This window comes from Proteus sp. Marseille-Q3619, from assembly GCF_965283115.1.
On the sequence record NZ_CBDIMP010000001.1, the window covers coordinates 1,057,431 to 1,076,092 of the forward strand.

The following is an 18,662-nucleotide window of genomic DNA, read 5'->3' on the forward strand; positions in this document are numbered from 1 at the left end:
CTCTATGAAATCAAAAAACTTCAAGCTCTCTCCTTCGGGTAGGCTTGCTGCATCTTTAGCGATTATTTTCGTATCACTAAATGCATATGCTGGCGGTATTGTTCCTGATGCGGGCAATCAAGGACCGAATGTTTCATCAGTTAATGGTGGCACTCAAGTCATTAATATCGTTACACCAAATAACGAAGGTATCTCTCATAACCAATATCAAGATTTTAATGTAGGTAAACCCGGAGCTGTTTTTAACAACTCTTTAGAGGCAGGACAGTCACAGCTTGCTGGACAGCTAAATGCCAATAGTAACTTAAATGGACAAGCCGCTTCTTTAATTTTAAATGAAGTTGTTAGTCGTAATCCTTCGTTCTTATTAGGCCAGCAAGAAGTTTTTGGTATCGCTGCGGAATATGTACTTTCTAATCCAAATGGTATCACCTGTGATGGTTGTGGTTTTATCAATACCAGCCGCTCTTCTTTAGTTGTAGGTAACCCACTGTTTGAAAACGGTGAGTTAAAAGGTTATAGCACGCTTAATAATACAAATTTACTTTCTATTGGTAAAAACGGATTATATGCGCCCGGCCTTTTAGATTTAATTGCACCTCGCATTGATAGCCGAGGTAAAATAACAGCAGCAGAGATTTCTGCATTAACGGGTCAAAATACCTTCTCTCAACGTTTTGATATTCTTTCATCACAAAAACCCGCTTCTGCCTTAGATAGCTATTTCTTTGGAAGTATGCAATCGGGTCGTATCCGCATCATTAATACCGCAGAAGGAAGTGGTGTTAAATTAACAGGTAAATTTGTTGCTGATAACGAATTAAGTGTCAGAGCAGACAATATTCAAACGGATAGCCAAGTTCGTTATGACAGTTACGACAAAGATGGTAGTGAAAACTATCAAAATTACCGTGGTGGTATCGCGGTTAATAACAGTGGTTCAAGCCAGACTCTGACAAAAACAGAGTTAAAAGGTAAAAACATCACTTTAATCGCTGATAATAAAAACCAAATCAAAGCCTCTGATTTAATGGGTGATGATATTTTATTACAAGGGGCTCATTTAACTGTTGATGGCAAACAGTTACAACAAAAAGACACAGATACTGACAATCGTTGGTTCTATTCTTGGCAATATGATGTCACTAAAGAAAAAGAGCTAGTACAGCAAGTTGGTAGCCATATTGATGCCAAAAATAGTGCTACATTAACAGCAACTAAAGGTGATGTAACACTTGAAGGTGCCAAAGTTAATGCAGGTAACACGCTGGCAATTAATGCCAATAAAGATATTAATATCAATGGATTAATTGAAAAAGAAAGTCGCAGTGAAAACGGCTATAAACGTAACCATACTTCTCGTTTAGAAACAGGTAGCTGGAGCAATAGCCATCAAACAGAAACCTTAAAAGCGAGTGAACTGACCGCAGGTAAAACGCTGGGCTTAAATGCTGAAGGCTCTGTTACCACTCAAGGTGCAAAATTACATTCTAATGAGAATGTTGTTGTTAACGCTAAAGAGAACATCAATCTTAATGTTCAAAATACCAACAATGATAAAACAGTAACCAACAATCATGTTGTTTGGGGTGGTATCGGTGGTGGTAATAATAAGAATAATAATAACAAACAAGAAGTTAGCCATTCAACACAATTAACGGCTGACGGACAACTGTTACTTACGGCAGATAACAATGTCAAAATCACGGGTAGCCAAGTGAAAGGCAACCAAGGGGCTTTTGTTAACACAACCCAAGGTGATGTTGTTATTGATAATGCGATTAGCGAAACCATCACTAAAACTGATGAGCGTACAGGCACAGCCTTTAATATTACTAAGAATTCCCATAAAAATGAAACTAATCAACAAGTTTCAACCGGCAGTGAATTAGTTTCTGATGCACAATTAACTGTGATCAGTGGGAAAGATGTCAATGTTATTGGTAGCTTGATTAAAAGTGCTGATGAGTTAGGCATTGAATCTTTAGGTGATATCAACGTTAAATCTGCACAGCAGACCACAAAAATTAATGATGAAAAAACATCATTAGAGATCACCGGTCATGCTAAAGAAGTTGAAGACAAGCAATATAGCGCAGGTTTTCATATCACTCATACATCCAATAAAAACAATAGCACTGAAACCGAACAAGTAGGATCTACTATTAGTGGCGGCAGTGTTAAAGTTCAAGCGGATAAAGATGTCACTTTTGCAGGTTCTGATTTAAAAACAACCGCAGGTAATGCCTCTGTTTCTGGTGACAATGTTGCTTTTGTTTCAACAGAAAACAAAAAAGAAACAGACAGCACAGATAGAACCATTTCAGGTGGCTTTAGCTACACAGGTGGTGTTGATAAAGTGGGCTCTAAAGCTGATTTTCAATATGATAAACAGCATACAACAACTGAGATCACCAAAAATAAAGGTAGCGAAACTCAAGTTGCAGGTGATTTAACCATTACTGCGAACAATAATGTAACGCATCAAGGTGCATCACACAAAGTTGACGGTTCATATAAAGAATCAGGCGAAAATATTAATCATCTTGCGGCAAATGACAGTGCAACATCTAAAACAGATACCTTAAATATCGGTGTCGATGTGGGTGTTAATCTTGATTACAGTGGTGTTACTAAACCGATTAAAAAAGCAGTAGAAGACGGAATTGATACCACAAAACCGGGTAACAATACCGATATGGATAAAAAAGTTACTTTTAAAGATGCCATTAGTAATCTTGCTAACTTAAGTAATTTAGAAGCACCTAATGTCGGTGTTGAAGTCGGTATTAAAGGTGGCGGTAGCCAGAAATCACAAAGCGATAGCCAAGCGGTTTCAACATCAATTACTGCGGGTAAAATCAATTCTGACAGTAATAACAACTTACGTGACCAAGGTACCCATTACCAATCAACACAAGGTGATGTATCACTAACCGCAAATACTCACACCAGTGAAGCGGCTCAAAACAAACACCAAGAGTCTTTCCATGAAACAACAGGTGGTGGTCAAGTTGGTGTCAGCACGAAAACAGGTAGTGATATTACCGTTGCCATTAAAGGCGAAGGTAAAACCACAGATACAAGCTTAACCACAACACAAGCTAAAGGTAGCCAATTTGACTCAAAAGGTAATATCAACATTAATGTACGTGAAGAAGCACATTATGAAGGTGCCCAGTTTGATGCTCAAAATGGCAAAACCGTGATCAATGCTGGCGGTGATTTAGCACTGGCACAAGCCACTAATACTCATAATGAAAGCCAACATAGCGTTAATGGCAGCGCAAACCTCAAAGTAGGCACAACACCAGACAGTAAAAACTATGGTGGAGGCTTCAATGCTGGTGGTGCAAATCATCAAAAAGATCAGACGACCGCACAAGTGGGTTCAGTTAATGGCTCTCAAGGTATCGAATTAACGTCAGGTCATAATCTGACTCTACAAGGTACTCATTTAACCAGTGAACAAGATGTTTCTCTGACTGCAACTAACAAAGTTGATTTCCAAGCTACTGAGTCTCAACGTACTGAAACAGGTAAAAACTTATCTGGTGGATTACAAGCTGGCTTTGGTCAAAAAACGGGAGAAAAATCATCTTCTGTCAATGGCTTAGGTGGCGCTGAATTTGCTATTGGTAAACAAGATGAGAAAACCATATCTCGTGAAGGTGGAATGATTACTAACCAAGGTAACTTAACAGTTAATGGTAGTTCCGTTAATCTGCAAGGTACGCAAGTTAATAGTAAAGATGCACAATTAACCTCTCAATCGGGTGACACGACAATCACGTCAGCACAGTCAACAGATTACAAAAACAATTGGGGAACGGATATTTCCTTAAATGGAAAGCAGACCAAGACTACACCAAAAGAAGTCACTGAAGAGAAACCAGTCACTTCTATCCATAATATCGGCGGTAAAGTACTGGTCAATGTTGAAGATCAACAAAAATCTACACACCAAAACGCAACGGTAGAAACAGGCACATTAACCGTAAATAGTGATAAAAACGTCGCTCTTTCTGGTGCCAATGTTTCTGCAAATAACGTAACTGGCAATGTGGGCGGTGACTTTACAGTGACTAGTCAAAAAGACAGTGATCGTCACGTTAATGTCGATGTAAATGTGGGTTACAACCACAATAATGATCCTGAATCTAGCAAAGTGGATAAAACAGCCAAAGCAGGTGGATCATTATTGGAAAATACGATCAAAGAGACTATTGATTCAGGAATTAAATCTGCCACTGATGTCATTTCTGATAAATACAATTCACTCTCTTCAAGCATTGCAGATAAAACTGGTATCAGCGGCGAAACTAAAGCCAAAATCGACAAAGGTGTTGGCACAGTAGGCAATGGTATCAAAAATATCGTAACAGGTGCTGAAGGCCATACGGCGAATGCGGATATCAAAGTTTCTCATATTGATAATGATGCCGTTACCCAAACCACAACCTTAACAAGCAAAAATGACATTTCATTAAATGTAAGTGGTACAACTAAACTTACAGGTGCTGAAATTAAAAGTGAGCAAGGTCAGGTTGATTTAAGCGGTAGCAACGTTCAATTAAACAATATTGAAGGTCATCACTATGAAGCAGGTGCAGATCTTGATCTGAAATCATCTGCTGTTGATTTAGTGAAACAACTTGCAGGTGGTGACTTGTCATTAAAATCACCTGTTAAAGTTAATGAAACTGTAAACACAAAATCGTCTATTTCTGAAAAATAATAGACACCCTATAAAAGAGTAATGCCTATTCTTTTGTAAACCAAACCCCACTTATTAGGATAATAAGTGGGGTTTTTTTATGTGTTCGTTTCAAAATAGAACGTAAAGTATGATCAGTAATCAATAAAAAAGACCCACTTATGGCTAAGTGGATCTTTTTTTAATCAGTACATTACACAGCTATTATTATGAAAAATAAATTAACCTAACTGACCATGACAATGTTTAAATTTCTTACCTGATCCACAAGGACATGGTTCATTACGACCCACTTTTTTACCTGCAGCAACTTGACCATCGATTGCTGACATTTGAGATTCTTTTGTCACTTCATGGCTTAATTGTTGTTGTTTAGCTAAACGCTCGGCTTCTTCACGACGACGACGTTCTAACTCTTCAACTTCTTCTGGTAAACGAACTTGTACTTTGCTTAGTGTGCTGATCACTTCATATTTCAGTGATTCCAACATGTTAGCAAACATAGCGAACGATTCACGTTTGTACTCTTGTTTTGGATCTTTTTGTGCATAACCACGTAAGTGGATACCTTGACGTAAATAATCCATTGCTGCCAAGTGCTCTTTCCACAGTGAGTCTAGCGTTTGTAACATCACGCCTTTTTCAAAGTTACGCATCATTTCAGCACTAACGATCTCTTCTTTCGCTTTATAGACTTCGATAGATTTTTCTAAAATACGCTCACGTAATGTTTCTTCGTGTAATTCTGGCTCTTTATCTAACCACTCTTTGATTGGTAAATTTAAATCAAAGTCTTTTTGTAAACATGCAGTTAAGCCTTCAATATCCCACATTTCTTCTAGTGATTGAGGTGGAATATAGTTATCAATCATCGAAGTGAAGACGTCTTGGCGAATACTATCGATAGTTTCACTTACGTCTGCCACATCCAGTAATTCATTACGCTGAGTATAGATTGCACGACGCTGATCATTTGCCACATCATCATATTCAAGCAGTTGCTTACGAATATCAAAGTTGCGGTTTTCTACTTTACGCTGTGCATTTGCAATTGCTTTGGTTACCCAAGGGTGCTCAATCGCTTCGGTTTCATTCATCCCTAATTTACGCATCATGCCAGACACTTTGTCTGAAGCAAAAATACGCATTAAGGAATCTTCCATAGACAAATAGAAACGAGAAGAACCTTCATCCCCTTGACGACCCGCACGACCACGTAACTGGTTATCAATACGGCGAGATTCGTGACGCTCAGTACCAATGATATGTAAACCACCTGATGCTAATACTGCATCATGGCGCTCTTTCCATTTGGCTTTGATTTCTTCAATTTTTTCTTCTGTTGGCTCTTCCAGTTTAGCCACTTCAGTTTGCCAGCTACCCCCTAACACGATATCGGTACCACGACCAGCCATGTTAGTTGCGATAGTTACCGCTGAAGGTAAACCTGCGTTAGCAATAATATCCGCTTCCATTGCGTGGAATTTCGCATTCAGCACGTTATGGTGAACATTTGCTTTCGTCAGCGCTTTAGAAATCTCTTCTGATTTTTCAATTGAAATGGTACCGACAAGAACAGGCTGACCATTTTGAGTACGTTCACGAATATCTTCAATAATGGCTGCAAATTTACCTTGCTCATTCATATAGACTAAGTCAGGCAGATCTTTACGTACCATTGGGCGGTTAGTTGGGATAACAATTGTTTCTAAGCGATAGATAGAGTTAAATTCAAACGCTTCTGTATCCGCAGTACCCGTCATCCCTGCTAATTTTTCGTATAAACGGAAATAGTTTTGGAATGTGATTGACGCTAATGTCTGGTTTTCATTTTGGATCTTCACACCTTCTTTTGCTTCAACAGCTTGGTGTAAACCATCAGACCAACGACGACCTTGCATTGTACGACCTGTATGTTCGTCAACAATGATAACTTCGCCATCTTTAACAATGTAATCAACATCTTTGGTAAACAGCGCGTGAGCACGCAATGCCGCTGTTACATGGTGCATTAACATAATATTAGCCGGTGAGTATAAAGACTCCCCTTCTTTCATCATGCCAGCATCTGCTAATAAACCTTCAATTTTAACCAGACCGCGTTCTGTGATGTTCACTTGACGTGTTTTTTCATCAACAGAGTAATCGCCTTCACCTTGGAATGTATCTGAGTCTTCTTTTTCTTGAGAAACCAAATGAGGAATGATTTTATTCATTTGGATATAAAGTTCAGAACTGTCTTCTGCTGGTCCTGAAATGATCAGTGGTGTACGTGCTTCATCGATCAAGATTGAGTCAACCTCATCCACTAATGCATAGTGTAATTTGCGTTGAACACGTTCTTGTGGACTAAATGCCATGTTGTCACGTAGGTAGTCGAAACCAAATTCATTGTTCGTACCATAAGTGATATCAGCATTATAAGCTTCACGTTTTACTGGTGGCGCCATATTTGGTAAGTTGATACCAACGCTTAATCCTAAGAATTCAAATAAAGGACGGTTGTTTTCGGCATCACGCTGTGCCAAGTAGTCATTGACGGTAACAACGTGAACGCCTTTACCTGATAGCGCATTTAAGTACGCAGGTAATGTTGCGGTTAATGTTTTACCTTCACCTGTACGCATTTCTGCAATACAACGTTCATTCAGAACCATACCACCGATTAACTGTACGTCGAAGTGACGCATACCAAAAACACGTTTACTGGCTTCACGCACTGTTGCAAACGCTTCTGGTAAAATATCTTCTTCTTTCTCACCGTTTTTTAAGCGCTCACGGAATTCATCTGTTTTCGCTTTTAGCTCATCATCTGTCAGCTTTTCAAATTCTGGCTCTAGTTTATTAATTTCAGCAACAACCTTGCGCATACGGCGGATTGAACGATCATTACGACTACCAAAAATTTTGGTTACAATTTTACCTAACATAAATCTTTATTCTCATTTATGGCGTAAAACGCCGAAAACAGCCTCTGTTTTTATTGATAAACAGAGATAATCATAATCTTATTAGATTAAGTGACTCAATTAAGCTGTTAGGTAAGGTCCTGCGCGAATACCACGGATTTGTGCAAGCCATAATCCGGTATGATAGGAAATTGTATTCTGTACTAAAACATAGCCAGAAAGAGGAAAGAGGCTTAGTGCCGATGATGGAGTCTCTGTTAATAAGGCATACAGCGTATCAAGCATAACCGCTGCAACATTAGAAGCAGGTAACGGCTCATCTTTGGCTTTAACCATCAATTCGGGTGAATTAATGGTGAATGCAAAAGAGAGCTGTTTGATCACATTTTTTACTGCATGCTGTTGCCAGTAATTAAAGGTGAAGGATGAAGCAGGATTCTGTACACTTTGACGTAAGAATAAGTTATCAAACGCAATAATTGCCTGACTTTGACGGTTTTGAGAAGAAGGAGTATCTGTTTGCTGTGGATTTTCGGCATGAGCAGACAACAGCGAAGGTATTCCGATACCTGCTGCTACCATCCCTAAAAGCAGATGCGACCAAAAATATCGCCTGCCAAACTGTCGCCAAAAACTTATAATACTCATTAACCTTCGTTGCTCATTAATCTTTATTTTGTGGAGTCAAAATCTATGCGGGATAGTTACCCACAATCATTGGAAAAAATCTTCATTGAACTTGAAGGTTCCAACAAGAGTACACTACAACTTATACAACAGCGCGCAACGATTTTACTAAAATTAAATCGTGCCGTCATGGCTCTTTTACCCGTTCCTTTACGAGATAAGTGCCGTGTCGCAAATTATCGTAATGCTATTTTAATTATTGAAGTTGCAAACGCAAGTTGGTTAACTCGTTTACGTTATGAAACCCCGTCATTACTTTCCGCATTGAGACAAGAAATTTTACCATCCTTATCCTCAATAGACATCAAAATAAATCCGTCTTTAGGCGTAAAACAGGAAAAAAGATCTTTAATATCATCATTAAAAGAACAAGAGCCTAAAAAGAAACGTCACTTAAGTTTAGAAAGTGCGCAATCATTGAAGTATTTAGCTGAGAAAAGCCCAAAGAAATTAAGAGAGAGATTAGAACGGTTGGCTGCACTTGCCGGAGAGAGTACAAGTACAGCCAAAGATGAACGTTAATTAGAGATAATTAACGCGCTTTCCTTCGCAGGAATTAAGCAAAGACCATTGAGGGAGCTTTGAATGCCACTGGCATTTGCGCTTCGTCTTCAAATGTGACGAATTCCCACGCAGATTCTTTTGCTAATACAGCTTGGAGCAATTTATTGTTCAGTGCATGACCTGATTTAAACGCGGTGAATTCACCGATAATGTTATAGCCACACATAAATAAATCACCGATTGCATCCAACATTTTGTGACGAACAAATTCATCTTCAAAACGTAAGCCATCGTCGTTGAGAACACGATAGTCATCAACTACGATTGCACAATCGAAGCTTCCGCCTAAACACAATCCTTTAGATTGTAGATATTCGATATCACGCATAAATCCAAATGTACGAGCACGGCTAATTTGGCTCATAAAAGATTCAGCGGAGAAATCTAATTTATAACGCTGCGTACTTGCATCAATGGCTGGGTGATTAAAATCGATAGTAAAATCTAATTTAAACCCGTTGTATGGGCGCATCTCTGCCCATTTATCGCCATCTTCTACACGTACTGTTTCTTTGATGCGAATGAATTTCTTCGCAGTACGAAGCTCTTCGATACCTGCATCAAGTAACAAGAAAACAAAAGGTGCCGCACTTCCATCCATAATTGGAATTTCAGGTGCATTCACTTCAATTACGATATTATCAATGCCTAAACCAGCCAGTGCTGCGTTTAAATGCTCAACGGTTGATATACGCACATCGTCTTCGTTGACTAAGCAAGTACATAACATAGTGTCACGAACTGATTTTGCGTCTGCTGGAAAATCCACCGGTGGATTTAAGTCAGTACGACGGTAGATGACCCCAGTATTTGCTGGCGCCGGACGCATTGTAAGCGTAACTTTTTTACCCGTGTGAAGTCCCACACCGGTTGCTTGTACAATTCGTTTTAATGTCCGTTGTTTGATCATCATTTTATCTCGCAATGTTATCCGTCCTACCAATCATTATACTTATAATTGGCAGGACAGTTTAGCACAAAAAGCGGAGATGCCAATCTTTTTGGCGATTAATCAGCCTGTTTTCTCAGGAACGCAGGGATATCTAAATAATCTGGTTCTTTGTTTGCCTGAGTAGATTGTTCGTTAACGGCTTTTGCGGCAGGCTTGCTTTCTTCTACGGCAGAGAAAGAAGACATGCTATTTTGCATTTGCTGGTAACGATTCTCCATTGCGCTTTGCTGATTCTGTTTATTAGTTACCAGCGTAATTTCTGGACGTTTGTCCATACCAATACCTGTTGCAACCACAGTCACACGCAATTCATCATTCATTTCTGGGTCAAGGGATGTACCGATAACCACAGTCGCATTATCTGATGCAAATGCACGAATGGTATTACCCACTGTTTCAAATTCATCAAGACGTAAGTCAAAACCTGCTGTGATGTTGACTAACACACCACGCGCGCCAGATAAGTCGATGTCTTCCAATAATGGACTTGAAATCGCCATTTCTGCTGCTTCTTCAGCACGATCTTCGCCTTTCGCAGCACCCGATCCCATCATGGCATAACCCATTTCAGACATCACAGTTCTTACGTCAGCAAAGTCAACGTTCATTAAACCTGGGCGAGTGATTAGCTCAGCGATACCTTGAACTGCGCCTTTTAATACATCATTAGCTGCGCCGAACGCATCTAATAATGAAATTCCACGACCAAGTACTTTTAATAACTTGTCATTTGGAATAGTGATTAATGAGTCAACATGTTTTGATAACTCAGTAATACCTTGTTCCGCAAATGCCATACGTTTTTTGCCTTCAAAATTAAAAGGCTTAGTCACTACAGCAACGGTCAAAATGCCTAATTCTTTAGCCACTTCTGCAACAACAGGCGCAGCACCAGTACCAGTACCACCGCCCATACCTGCTGCGATAAAGACCATATCGGCACCTTCAAGTGCTGCACGTAGCCCTTCGCGGTCTTCCTCTGCTGCATTACGGCCTACTTCAGGATTTGCACCTGCACCTAAGCCTTTCGTAATGGCATTACCGATTTGGATAGTCTGTCCGACCGCTGTTTTACGTAGCGCTTGAGCATCCGTATTGACTGCAAAGAAATCTACGCCTTCAATACGTTCACGAACCATGTGCTCAACCGCATTACCGCCGCCGCCACCAACGCCGATGACTTTGATCACCGCATCGTTGGTTAATTCCATAGGTTCAAACATAATTTCTCTCCGTTTTGTGCCTTCTCAGGGCCGCTTGCTCAAACGACCTCTTTTTAAATTTGTCTGATTATTAAAACTCTCTTTTTAGCCAACCAGTGAGTTTTTTAAATAAACCACCGACAGCAGAGCGTTTCTCGGTTTCAGTTTCCTCACCAAAGTGAGATTCTTTACCGTAATGCAAGAGCCCAACCGCTGTTGAGTAGTAGGGATCCTGCGCATAATCTGTTAGCCCGGTAATATTTAACGGTTTACCGATCCGTACTTGCGTGTGGAAAACACGTTGAGCACATTCAACAAGTCCATCAATCTGTGCAGCACCACCTGTTAGCACAATACCTGCGGCTAAATGATGCTTAATCCCTTGCTGGCGTAACTGTTCTTGAACTTTTAAAATCTCTTCATTAACAAGATTGAGCAGTTCGGTATAACGAGGCTCAATCACCTCAGCAAGAGTTTGTCGTTGCAGACTTCTTGGTGGTCTGCCTCCGACACTTGGAACTTCGACATTTTCATCTTTACCAACTAAAGAGCCTAATGCACAACCATGACGAACCTTGATAGCTTCCGCATCATTTGGCGGAGTGCCAAACGCGTAAGCGATATCGCTTGTTACTACATTACCAGCATAAGGAATAACGCGAGTATGTCTTAATGCTCCACCGGTATAAATTGCGATATCCATTGTACCGCCACCAATATCAACAACACACACACCTAATTCACGTTCATCTTCGGTCAATACAGCAAAACTTGAAGCCAGTCCCGCAAAAATCAGTTGATCCACTTTTAATCCACAGCGTTCAACTGCTTTTACAATATTCTTTGCCATATCGTTATGGCAGGTAATTAAATGAACTTTAGCCTGCATACGCACCCCCGATAATCCAACTGGGTTTTTGATCCCTTCTTGATAATCAATGGCATACTCTTGCGGTATAACGTGTAAAACACGGTGTTCATCTTTTACTTTGACGGATTTCGCGGTATGAACCACGCTATCAACATCATCTTGAGTCACTTCTTCTTCTGAAATTGGCACCATACCAATCTCATTTTGGCAACTGATATGCTTGCCTGATAACGCCAAATATACTGAAGATATTTGGCAGTCAGCCATCAACTCAGCCTGATCTACCGCCCGTTGTACACATTTTACGACGGATTCGAGATCATTAACGCCACCTTTATCCATGCCCCGAGATGGACAACTTCCCACCCCGATAATATTCACTACACCATCAGGCAGGATCTCACCGACAAGGGTGGCTACTTTGGCCGTACCAATCTCAAGACCAACTACTAATTTTCTGTCCGTCGCTTTGATCATTATTGTTCTGCCTTCGCCTTCATCGTGTCATCTGCCACGTCTTGTTTATTCATTCTCAAGTAATAAAGGAGCCCATCCGACTGCACCACCACTGTCATAACGCAGATCCACGTAATCAACTCGTTTATCTGTTTGTTGTTGCAGTATCGGATACAACTCAATAAAGCGAGCGATCCGTTTTTCGTTATCCTTACGACCTAACTCCAATCGGACATCATTGTCTAAAACTAATTGCCATCCCTGACGGGCAGACATTGACGCTGCTTTTAAATTCAGGTTACTTGCAAGAAGCTGATCTCTCATTGCCACATAACCTGACAACACCATTTTTTCGCTTCCTTGAGGACCATATAACAAAGGATAACTTCCTTTGGTTTCCAACTGCGTTGGCAGACTGAAAACACGTCCTTCTTTATCAAGAAAGTAAGTGTCATTCCAACGGGTAAAGGGAACATACTCTACCAGATGGATTTTAAGTTCATCAGGCCACTGTTTACGAACAGTGACTTGCCTAATCCATGGCATACGTTCAATTTGTTGCTGAATAATATTCACATCCTGTGTCATAAATGTACCCGGCTGTCCTAAAGACAAAATGGCCTGACGTACATCATCATTCGTTGTGTAATGTCGCTCACCCGTTAATACAAGTTTTGAGATTGGCAGACGATTTGCGTCTTTCATCCAGTTAACCACTTGTATTCCACCCCAAATGATGGTGGCAATCACACATAAGAAAAAGATTAATCCTGATAAATAAGTACCATTACTCGGTCTGTCAGAATGTTGCTTCTCTTTGTGTTCTTTTATATTTAGCGCTGCTTGTGACATATTAACCCACTAACTCCTGAGCAACGTTTAAACAAGAGAATCGCCCATCCTTTTGTCCGATATTCCAGCGATTAATACTTTTCCTACATATATATACTTTATGAACACTTTTAGGTTTGATAATTAAATCACTAAATTGTTCAATCTGTTGAGAATTATTTACTTTAAAAGAAGAAATTGCGAATTTTTCTGCGTTTTTCTTACTTTTTAACTGAAATTTTTTCTCAACACAGATTTGAGCAAGCGAATTCTCGATCATTTTTTCCGCTAATACAGTGTTATTTTCCTCATAACACCCCATCATTACAGTTATTTTATTGACCATTTCACCATAAATGATGCTCACTTGCTCAAACATCCGTCTTAATCCTCGCTGAAAGATGGCTGTAATTTCGTATCTGCTAAGCGACGCGCTATTTTACCAATATTTCCAGCACCTTGAACTAAAACAAGATCATTATCTGTTAATACACCCGCCAATATTGATGAAATATTAGTCACATCAGAAACCCAGATAGGATCTAGCTTTCCACGTTGGCGAATTGTTCGACAAAGTGAGCGACTATCGGCACCAGCAATAGGCGCTTCCCCAGCAGAATAAACATCTGTTAATAATAAAATATCAACTTGATTGAGAACAGTTGCAAAGTCTTCATATAAATCACGAGTACGTGTATAGCGATGGGGTTGGAAAATCATCACTAGACGTTTATCTGGCCATCCTGCTCTCGCCGCTTTAATCGTTGCATCAACTTCTGTTGGATGATGACCATAATCATCCACTAGCATCACTTCACCTTCTTGACCATTAACATGCTCAAGACTGTAGTTACCTAAGAAATCAAAACGACGTCCAGTACCTTGGAAGTTAAGTAATGCGGCTAAAATATGTTCGTCAGCAATGCCTTCTTCTGTGGCGACAGCAACCGCAGCTGTTGCATTCAGTGCGTTATGGCGACCAGGTGCATTTAATACAACTTGTAAATCTGGCATACCTTCACGAGAAATAGTGAAAAAGCCCTGAGCACCTTTTTGTTCATAGTGTGTAATACGAACGTCAGCATCTTCACTAAAGCCATAAGTCGTAATATAACGACCCACTTTAGGAATAATAGAACGAATGACATCGTCATCCAGACACATCACTGCACGACCATAGAATGGTAAATTGTGCAAAAAGGTAATAAACGTCTCTTTTAGATTGTCAAAATTACCGTGATATGTGTCCATATGGTCTGCTTCGATATTCGTAACGACAGCAACCATGGGTTGTAAATGTAAAAACGATGCATCACTTTCATCAGCTTCAGCAATTAAATAACGACTGCAACCTAAGCGAGCATGAGTGCCAGCCGATTTAACAAGCCCACCATTAACAAAAGTAGGATCTAAACCCGCTTGCGCATAAATATTTGAAATCATCGCTGTTGTTGTCGTTTTGCCATGTGTTCCGGCAATCGCAACACCATGACGATAACGCATCAATTCAGCCAGCATTTCAGCACGACGAATAACAGGGATACGCGCTTCTCTTGCTGCAATAATCTCAGGATTTTCAGCACTGATTGCTGTCGAAACCACAACAACACTTGCGCCACGAATATTTTCAGGGCGATGATTAAAATAGACTGTCGCGCCTAAGGCAACGAGCTGTTGTGTGACTACGTTTGGTGCTAAATCAGAACCGCTGATTTCATAACCTTCGTTAGCCAACACTTCGGCAATCCCCCCCATACCAGCACCACCGATGCCAATAAAGTGAATATGCCTAACTTTTCTCATTTCAGGCACAAATGATCTTAATTTTGCCAGTTGTTGTGTATTCACTATTTACTTCTTCGCTCTACGTTAATGGTTACAAGTTACGTTTATTTTTTTGCCACTTCGATTATCACATTCGCTACGCGCTCTGTGGCATCCGTAATCGCAACACTTTTTGCTTTCTCTGCCATTGCTAACAAGGTTTCTCTATCCCAATTTTTCAGGGTTTGTGCAATGACTTCTGGTGTTAAATCGTTTTGCTCAATAATACGCGCTGCACCCGCTTTTTCTAACGGCAGTGCATTCCAATATTGCTGTCTATCTTTGTGCTGGAAAGGAACAAAAATAGCGGGTAATCCCGCTGCGGCAATTTCGCTGACCGTTAATGCACCTGAACGACACACAACAACATCAGCCCATAGGTAAGCTTGCGCTATATCATCAATAAATTCAGTAACTTTATATTCAGATTTAACTGAATTTTTTGCTAATTCGTTCTGATAGCGTGTTTTTGTATCACTTTCGCCACCTTTTCCTGCTTGATGCCAGATTGTAACATGTTCACCTAGTAAACCTGCAACTACGGGTAAGGTGTGATTTAAAATTCTAGCACCTTGACTACCACCAATGATCAGTACACGAATAGGCCCTGTTCTCTCTTTTAATCGTACTGAAGGCGCTTCAAGTGCCAATACATCTTCACGAACAGGATTTCCAACAACTGGTGCTTTAGGAAATGCTCCCGGAAAAGCCTGTAATACACGTTTCGCAATTTTCGATAACCAGCGATTGGTTAATCCAGCGATACCATTTTGCTCATGCAAAATAACGGGGATCCCGCACATCCAAGCGGCAACACCACCAGGGCCTGAAACGTAACCACCCATACCAAGTACAGCATCTGGCTGATAGCGCTTCATAATGGCGCGAGCTTGGAAAATCGCTTTAATAATACGAATAGGTGCTGCGATTAATGCTTTAATACCTTTTCCACGTAAACCTGAGATACGAATAAATTCAATTTCGATACCGTGCTTAGGGACTAAATCGGCTTCCATTCTATCTGCCGTTCCTAACCATCGGATTTCCCAACCTTGAGATTGTAGATAATGAGCAACAGCTAATCCTGGGAATACATGTCCCCCAGTACCACCAGCCATAACCATTAAACGGCGTCTACGCTCGCTCATTTCGGGCTCCTTACAAACGCCTGAGCTTGTGCTAGACGTGTTTCATAATCAATTCGTAATAACATCACGATGGCAGTTGACATAATAATCAAACTCGAACCACCGTAACTAATAAGAGGAAGGGTTAATCCCTTTGTTGGCAACATGCCTGCTGCAGCGCCTACATTCACCAATGACTGGAATGTAAACCAAATCCCGATAGAGCAAGCTAAAAAGCCTGAAAAACGTTGTTCGAGGATCAGCGCACGTCGTCCAATTTGCATCGCGCGAAAAGCGATGAAGAATACCATTAAAAGCACCAAAACCACACCGATATAACCAAGTTCTTCAGCCAAAATGGAGAAAATAAAGTCGGTATGTGCCTCTGGCAAATATTCTAGTTTTTGTACTGAGTTTCCTAAACCTTGTCCAAGCAAATCACCACGACCAAATGCCATTAGAGATTGTGTAAGCTGATAGCCACTTCCAAATGGATCTTCCCAAGGTTCTAAGAAAGAAGTGATACGTCGAACACGGTAAGGTTCAACAATAATCAACATAACAACAGCGGCAATTCCTGAACCGATAATGGCTAAGAACTGCCAAATTTTAGCACCTGCTAAAAATAACAGTGCTAATGTTGTTACGAATAAAACCACAACGGTTCCTAAGTCTGGTTGTAATAACAATAAAACAGCCAGTACTAACATCACGCCCATCGGCTTACAGAAACCCCAAAAGTTATTTCGCACTTCTTCAACTTTTCGGACTAAATAGCTCGATAAATAACAAAACAGCGCAAGTTTTGATAATTCAGCAGGCTGGAAATTTAATGGTCCCACCGCAATCCAGCGTGAAGCACCATTAACGGAACTCCCTACCACCAATACCACTAATAAAAGTAATATCGAACCAAACAGCATTAAGCTGCTATAACGTTGCCAAATTGCCATTGGAATGCGCATGGTGACTAACGCAATACAAAATGCGACAACAATATAGATGCCATCACGTTTAGCAAATAAGAAAGGATCTTCTGCAAGACGTTGACCAACAGGCATTGAAGCTGATGTCACCATAACAAAGCCGACAACCGCTAATCCGAAAGTAAACCAGAGCAAAGTGCGATCATACGGCACAAATGCCGTATTCTCAGTTTGATAACTGCCCACTAGCCACTGTTTTAATCTTCGCATTGCGAATACGCTCATCAGCCAAGCTCCCTTGCTAAACGTGCAAATTCATCACCACGCTGCTCAAAACATTTAAACTGATCTAAGCTTGCACATGCAGGAGAGAGCAACACCATATCCCCTGATTTTACAGAAGGAGCTAAGGCTCGCATGGCTTCTTCCATTGTCACTGTTAATAAAGAGACATCTGGTCTTAGATTTGCCAATGCGTGTCCATCTTGCCCAAAACAGTACAGACGAATATTGTCTCCACTGATATAAGGCAATAAAGAAGTGAAGTCCGCAGATTTCCCATCACCACCTAATAAAAGGTGTAGTGTGCCCTCAACTTCAAGTCCTCGTAATGCCGCTTCAGTGCTTCCCACATTGGTGGCTTTCGAGTCATTTATCCAACGTACATTTTGATGTAAATAAACTAATTGAAAACGGTGAGCAAGACCGTGATACGTTTTCAGTACCTCGGTTGCAGCTTTACGAGAAATACCCACAGCATCAGCAAGTGCTAATGCTGCTAATGCATTGGCATAGTTATGCTGCCCTGAAAGGTACATTTCAGCCGTTGAAAGGACTTTTTCCCCCTTCACTTTTAAAATGCGATTTGTGTTATCAAGCTGATAATCACCTTGTCCAACACCAAAACTAACACAACGATTATCTTTACCCGCTAAAGGTAGCGTTAATGCATCATCTTCGTTATAAACGCAGGTTTTAGCATTATCGTAAATACGCAGTTTTGCTTCACGATATTGTTCTAATCCTAACGGATAGCGATTCATATGATCTTCGCTAATATTTAATACCGTTGCAGCAGCGGCTTGTAAGCTATGAGTCGTTTCTAGTTGAAAACTCGATAGCTCTAATACATATAAATCATAAGGCTCGGTTAATAAGGTCAGTGCTGGAACACCAATATTGCCACCGACTCCAACACGAATACCATCTGCGCTTGCCATTTCACCCACAAGCGTTGTCACGGTACTTTTACCGTTAGAGCCCGTAATCGCTACAATAGGCGCTTTGGCTTCACGGCAAAATAGTTCAATATCACCAACAATTTCAACACCATGATTTGCGGCTTCAACAAGCTCTGGTGTCGAAAGTGCAATACCCGGACTTGAGATAATTAAATCAGCATCGTTAAGCCATGCTTGATGAAAACTACCTGTATGATATTCAACGTCAACAGGAAGCTTATCTAAGCCTCCTGGTTTTTGGCGTGTATCAATAACCTTAGGTGTAACACCTTGGCGGATAAAAAAGTCAACGCAAGAAAGGCCTGTTATCCCAAGCCCAACAACAACCACTTTTTTTCCCTGATAATTTGCCATC

13 protein-coding genes are annotated in these 18,662 nt (G+C 40.5%); 2 read left to right on the plus strand and 11 right to left on the minus strand.

Annotated features, from left to right (window positions below; all coding sequences use genetic code 11):
- Window positions 1–4: 4 nt before the first annotated feature.
- Window positions 5–4,738, plus strand: a complete 4,734-nt coding sequence (gene hpmA / locus ACWPWK_RS04965; protein WP_109371128.1) for a calcium-independent hemolysin HpmA — start codon at window positions 5–7, stop codon at window positions 4,736–4,738.
- A 200-nt stretch (window positions 4,739–4,938) separates the two neighbouring features.
- On the opposite strand, the gene secA is transcribed toward hpmA, so the two are convergent.
- Window positions 4,939–7,647, minus strand: coding sequence for a preprotein translocase subunit SecA (secA, locus tag ACWPWK_RS04970; protein WP_109371130.1), 2,709 nt, complete (start codon window positions 7,645–7,647; stop codon window positions 4,939–4,941).
- Window positions 7,648–7,746: 99 nt separating this feature from the next.
- A complete protein-coding gene (gene secM, locus ACWPWK_RS04975) occupies window positions 7,747–8,274 on the minus strand; it encodes a secA translation cis-regulator SecM (RefSeq protein ID WP_109371132.1) in 528 nt (175 codons plus the stop codon).
- Between the two features lie 45 nt (window positions 8,275–8,319).
- Between secM and ACWPWK_RS04980 the strand changes: the two genes are divergently transcribed.
- A complete protein-coding gene (locus ACWPWK_RS04980; protein ID WP_109371134.1) occupies window positions 8,320–8,835 on the plus strand; it encodes a DUF721 domain-containing protein in 516 nt (171 codons plus the stop codon).
- A gap of 34 nt (window positions 8,836–8,869) precedes the next feature.
- Here the strand turns inward: ACWPWK_RS04980 and lpxC are convergent, their stop codons facing one another.
- From lpxC to murD, 9 genes are all read right to left on the minus strand, one after another.
- Complete coding sequence (gene lpxC, locus ACWPWK_RS04985) at window positions 8,870–9,787, minus strand: UDP-3-O-acyl-N-acetylglucosamine deacetylase (RefSeq protein WP_036913397.1); 918 nt, start codon at window positions 9,785–9,787, stop codon at window positions 8,870–8,872.
- Window positions 9,788–9,885: 98 nt separating this feature from the next.
- Window positions 9,886–11,052 (minus strand): cell division protein FtsZ, encoded by a 1,167-nt coding sequence (gene ftsZ, locus ACWPWK_RS04990; protein ID WP_023581499.1) that lies wholly within the window; start codon window positions 11,050–11,052, stop codon window positions 9,886–9,888.
- Between the two features lie 70 nt (window positions 11,053–11,122).
- On the minus strand, window positions 11,123–12,379 hold the full coding sequence (ftsA, locus tag ACWPWK_RS04995) for a cell division protein FtsA (RefSeq protein ID WP_098942190.1): 1,257 nt from the start codon (window positions 12,377–12,379) through the stop codon (window positions 11,123–11,125).
- A 45-nt stretch (window positions 12,380–12,424) separates the two neighbouring features.
- Window positions 12,425–13,210, minus strand: a complete 786-nt coding sequence (ftsQ, locus tag ACWPWK_RS05000) for a cell division protein FtsQ (RefSeq protein WP_023581498.1) — start codon at window positions 13,208–13,210, stop codon at window positions 12,425–12,427.
- Between the two features lies 1 nt (window position 13,211).
- Window positions 13,212–13,568, minus strand: coding sequence for a hypothetical protein (locus ACWPWK_RS05005; protein ID WP_109371136.1), 357 nt, complete (start codon window positions 13,566–13,568; stop codon window positions 13,212–13,214).
- 5 nt (window positions 13,569–13,573) lie between these two features.
- Window positions 13,574–15,037, minus strand: coding sequence for a UDP-N-acetylmuramate--L-alanine ligase (gene murC / locus ACWPWK_RS05010; protein ID WP_109371138.1), 1,464 nt, complete (start codon window positions 15,035–15,037; stop codon window positions 13,574–13,576).
- 41 nt (window positions 15,038–15,078) lie between these two features.
- On the minus strand, window positions 15,079–16,161 hold the full coding sequence (murG, locus tag ACWPWK_RS05015) for an undecaprenyldiphospho-muramoylpentapeptide beta-N-acetylglucosaminyltransferase (RefSeq protein WP_109371140.1): 1,083 nt from the start codon (window positions 16,159–16,161) through the stop codon (window positions 15,079–15,081).
- Entirely contained in the window at window positions 16,158–17,351 is a 1,194-nt protein-coding gene (gene ftsW / locus ACWPWK_RS05020) for a cell division protein FtsW (protein ID WP_109371142.1), read from the minus strand. Before ftsW ends, murG begins: the two co-directional genes overlap by 4 nt.
- On the minus strand, window positions 17,351–18,661 hold the full coding sequence (gene murD, locus ACWPWK_RS05025; protein ID WP_109371144.1) for a UDP-N-acetylmuramoyl-L-alanine--D-glutamate ligase: 1,311 nt from the start codon (window positions 18,659–18,661) through the stop codon (window positions 17,351–17,353). The genes ftsW and murD overlap by 1 nt, the downstream gene beginning before the upstream one ends.
- Window position 18,662: the final 1 nt, after the last annotated feature.

Coding starts and splice junctions, on each gene's coding strand:
- hpmA (WP_109371128.1), top strand. CDS start 5: ATGAAATCAAAAAACTTCAAGCTCTCTCCTTCGGGTAGGCTTGCTGCA.
- secA (WP_109371130.1), bottom strand. CDS start 7,647: ATGTTAGGTAAAATTGTAACCAAAATTTTTGGTAGTCGTAATGATCGT.
- secM (WP_109371132.1), bottom strand. CDS start 8,274: ATGAGTATTATAAGTTTTTGGCGACAGTTTGGCAGGCGATATTTTTGG.
- ACWPWK_RS04980 (WP_109371134.1), top strand. CDS start 8,320: ATGCGGGATAGTTACCCACAATCATTGGAAAAAATCTTCATTGAACTT.
- lpxC (WP_036913397.1), bottom strand. CDS start 9,787: ATGATCAAACAACGGACATTAAAACGAATTGTACAAGCAACCGGTGTG.
- ftsZ (WP_023581499.1), bottom strand. CDS start 11,052: ATGTTTGAACCTATGGAATTAACCAACGATGCGGTGATCAAAGTCATC.
- ftsA (WP_098942190.1), bottom strand. CDS start 12,379: ATGATCAAAGCGACGGACAGAAAATTAGTAGTTGGTCTTGAGATTGGT.
- ftsQ (WP_023581498.1), bottom strand. CDS start 13,210: ATGTCACAAGCAGCGCTAAATATAAAAGAACACAAAGAGAAGCAACAT.
- ACWPWK_RS05005 (WP_109371136.1), bottom strand. CDS start 13,568: ATGTTTGAGCAAGTGAGCATCATTTATGGTGAAATGGTCAATAAAATA.
- murG (WP_109371140.1), bottom strand. CDS start 16,161: ATGAGCGAGCGTAGACGCCGTTTAATGGTTATGGCTGGTGGTACTGGG.
- ftsW (WP_109371142.1), bottom strand. CDS start 17,351: ATGAGCGTATTCGCAATGCGAAGATTAAAACAGTGGCTAGTGGGCAGT.
- murD (WP_109371144.1), bottom strand. CDS start 18,661: ATGGCAAATTATCAGGGAAAAAAAGTGGTTGTTGTTGGGCTTGGGATA.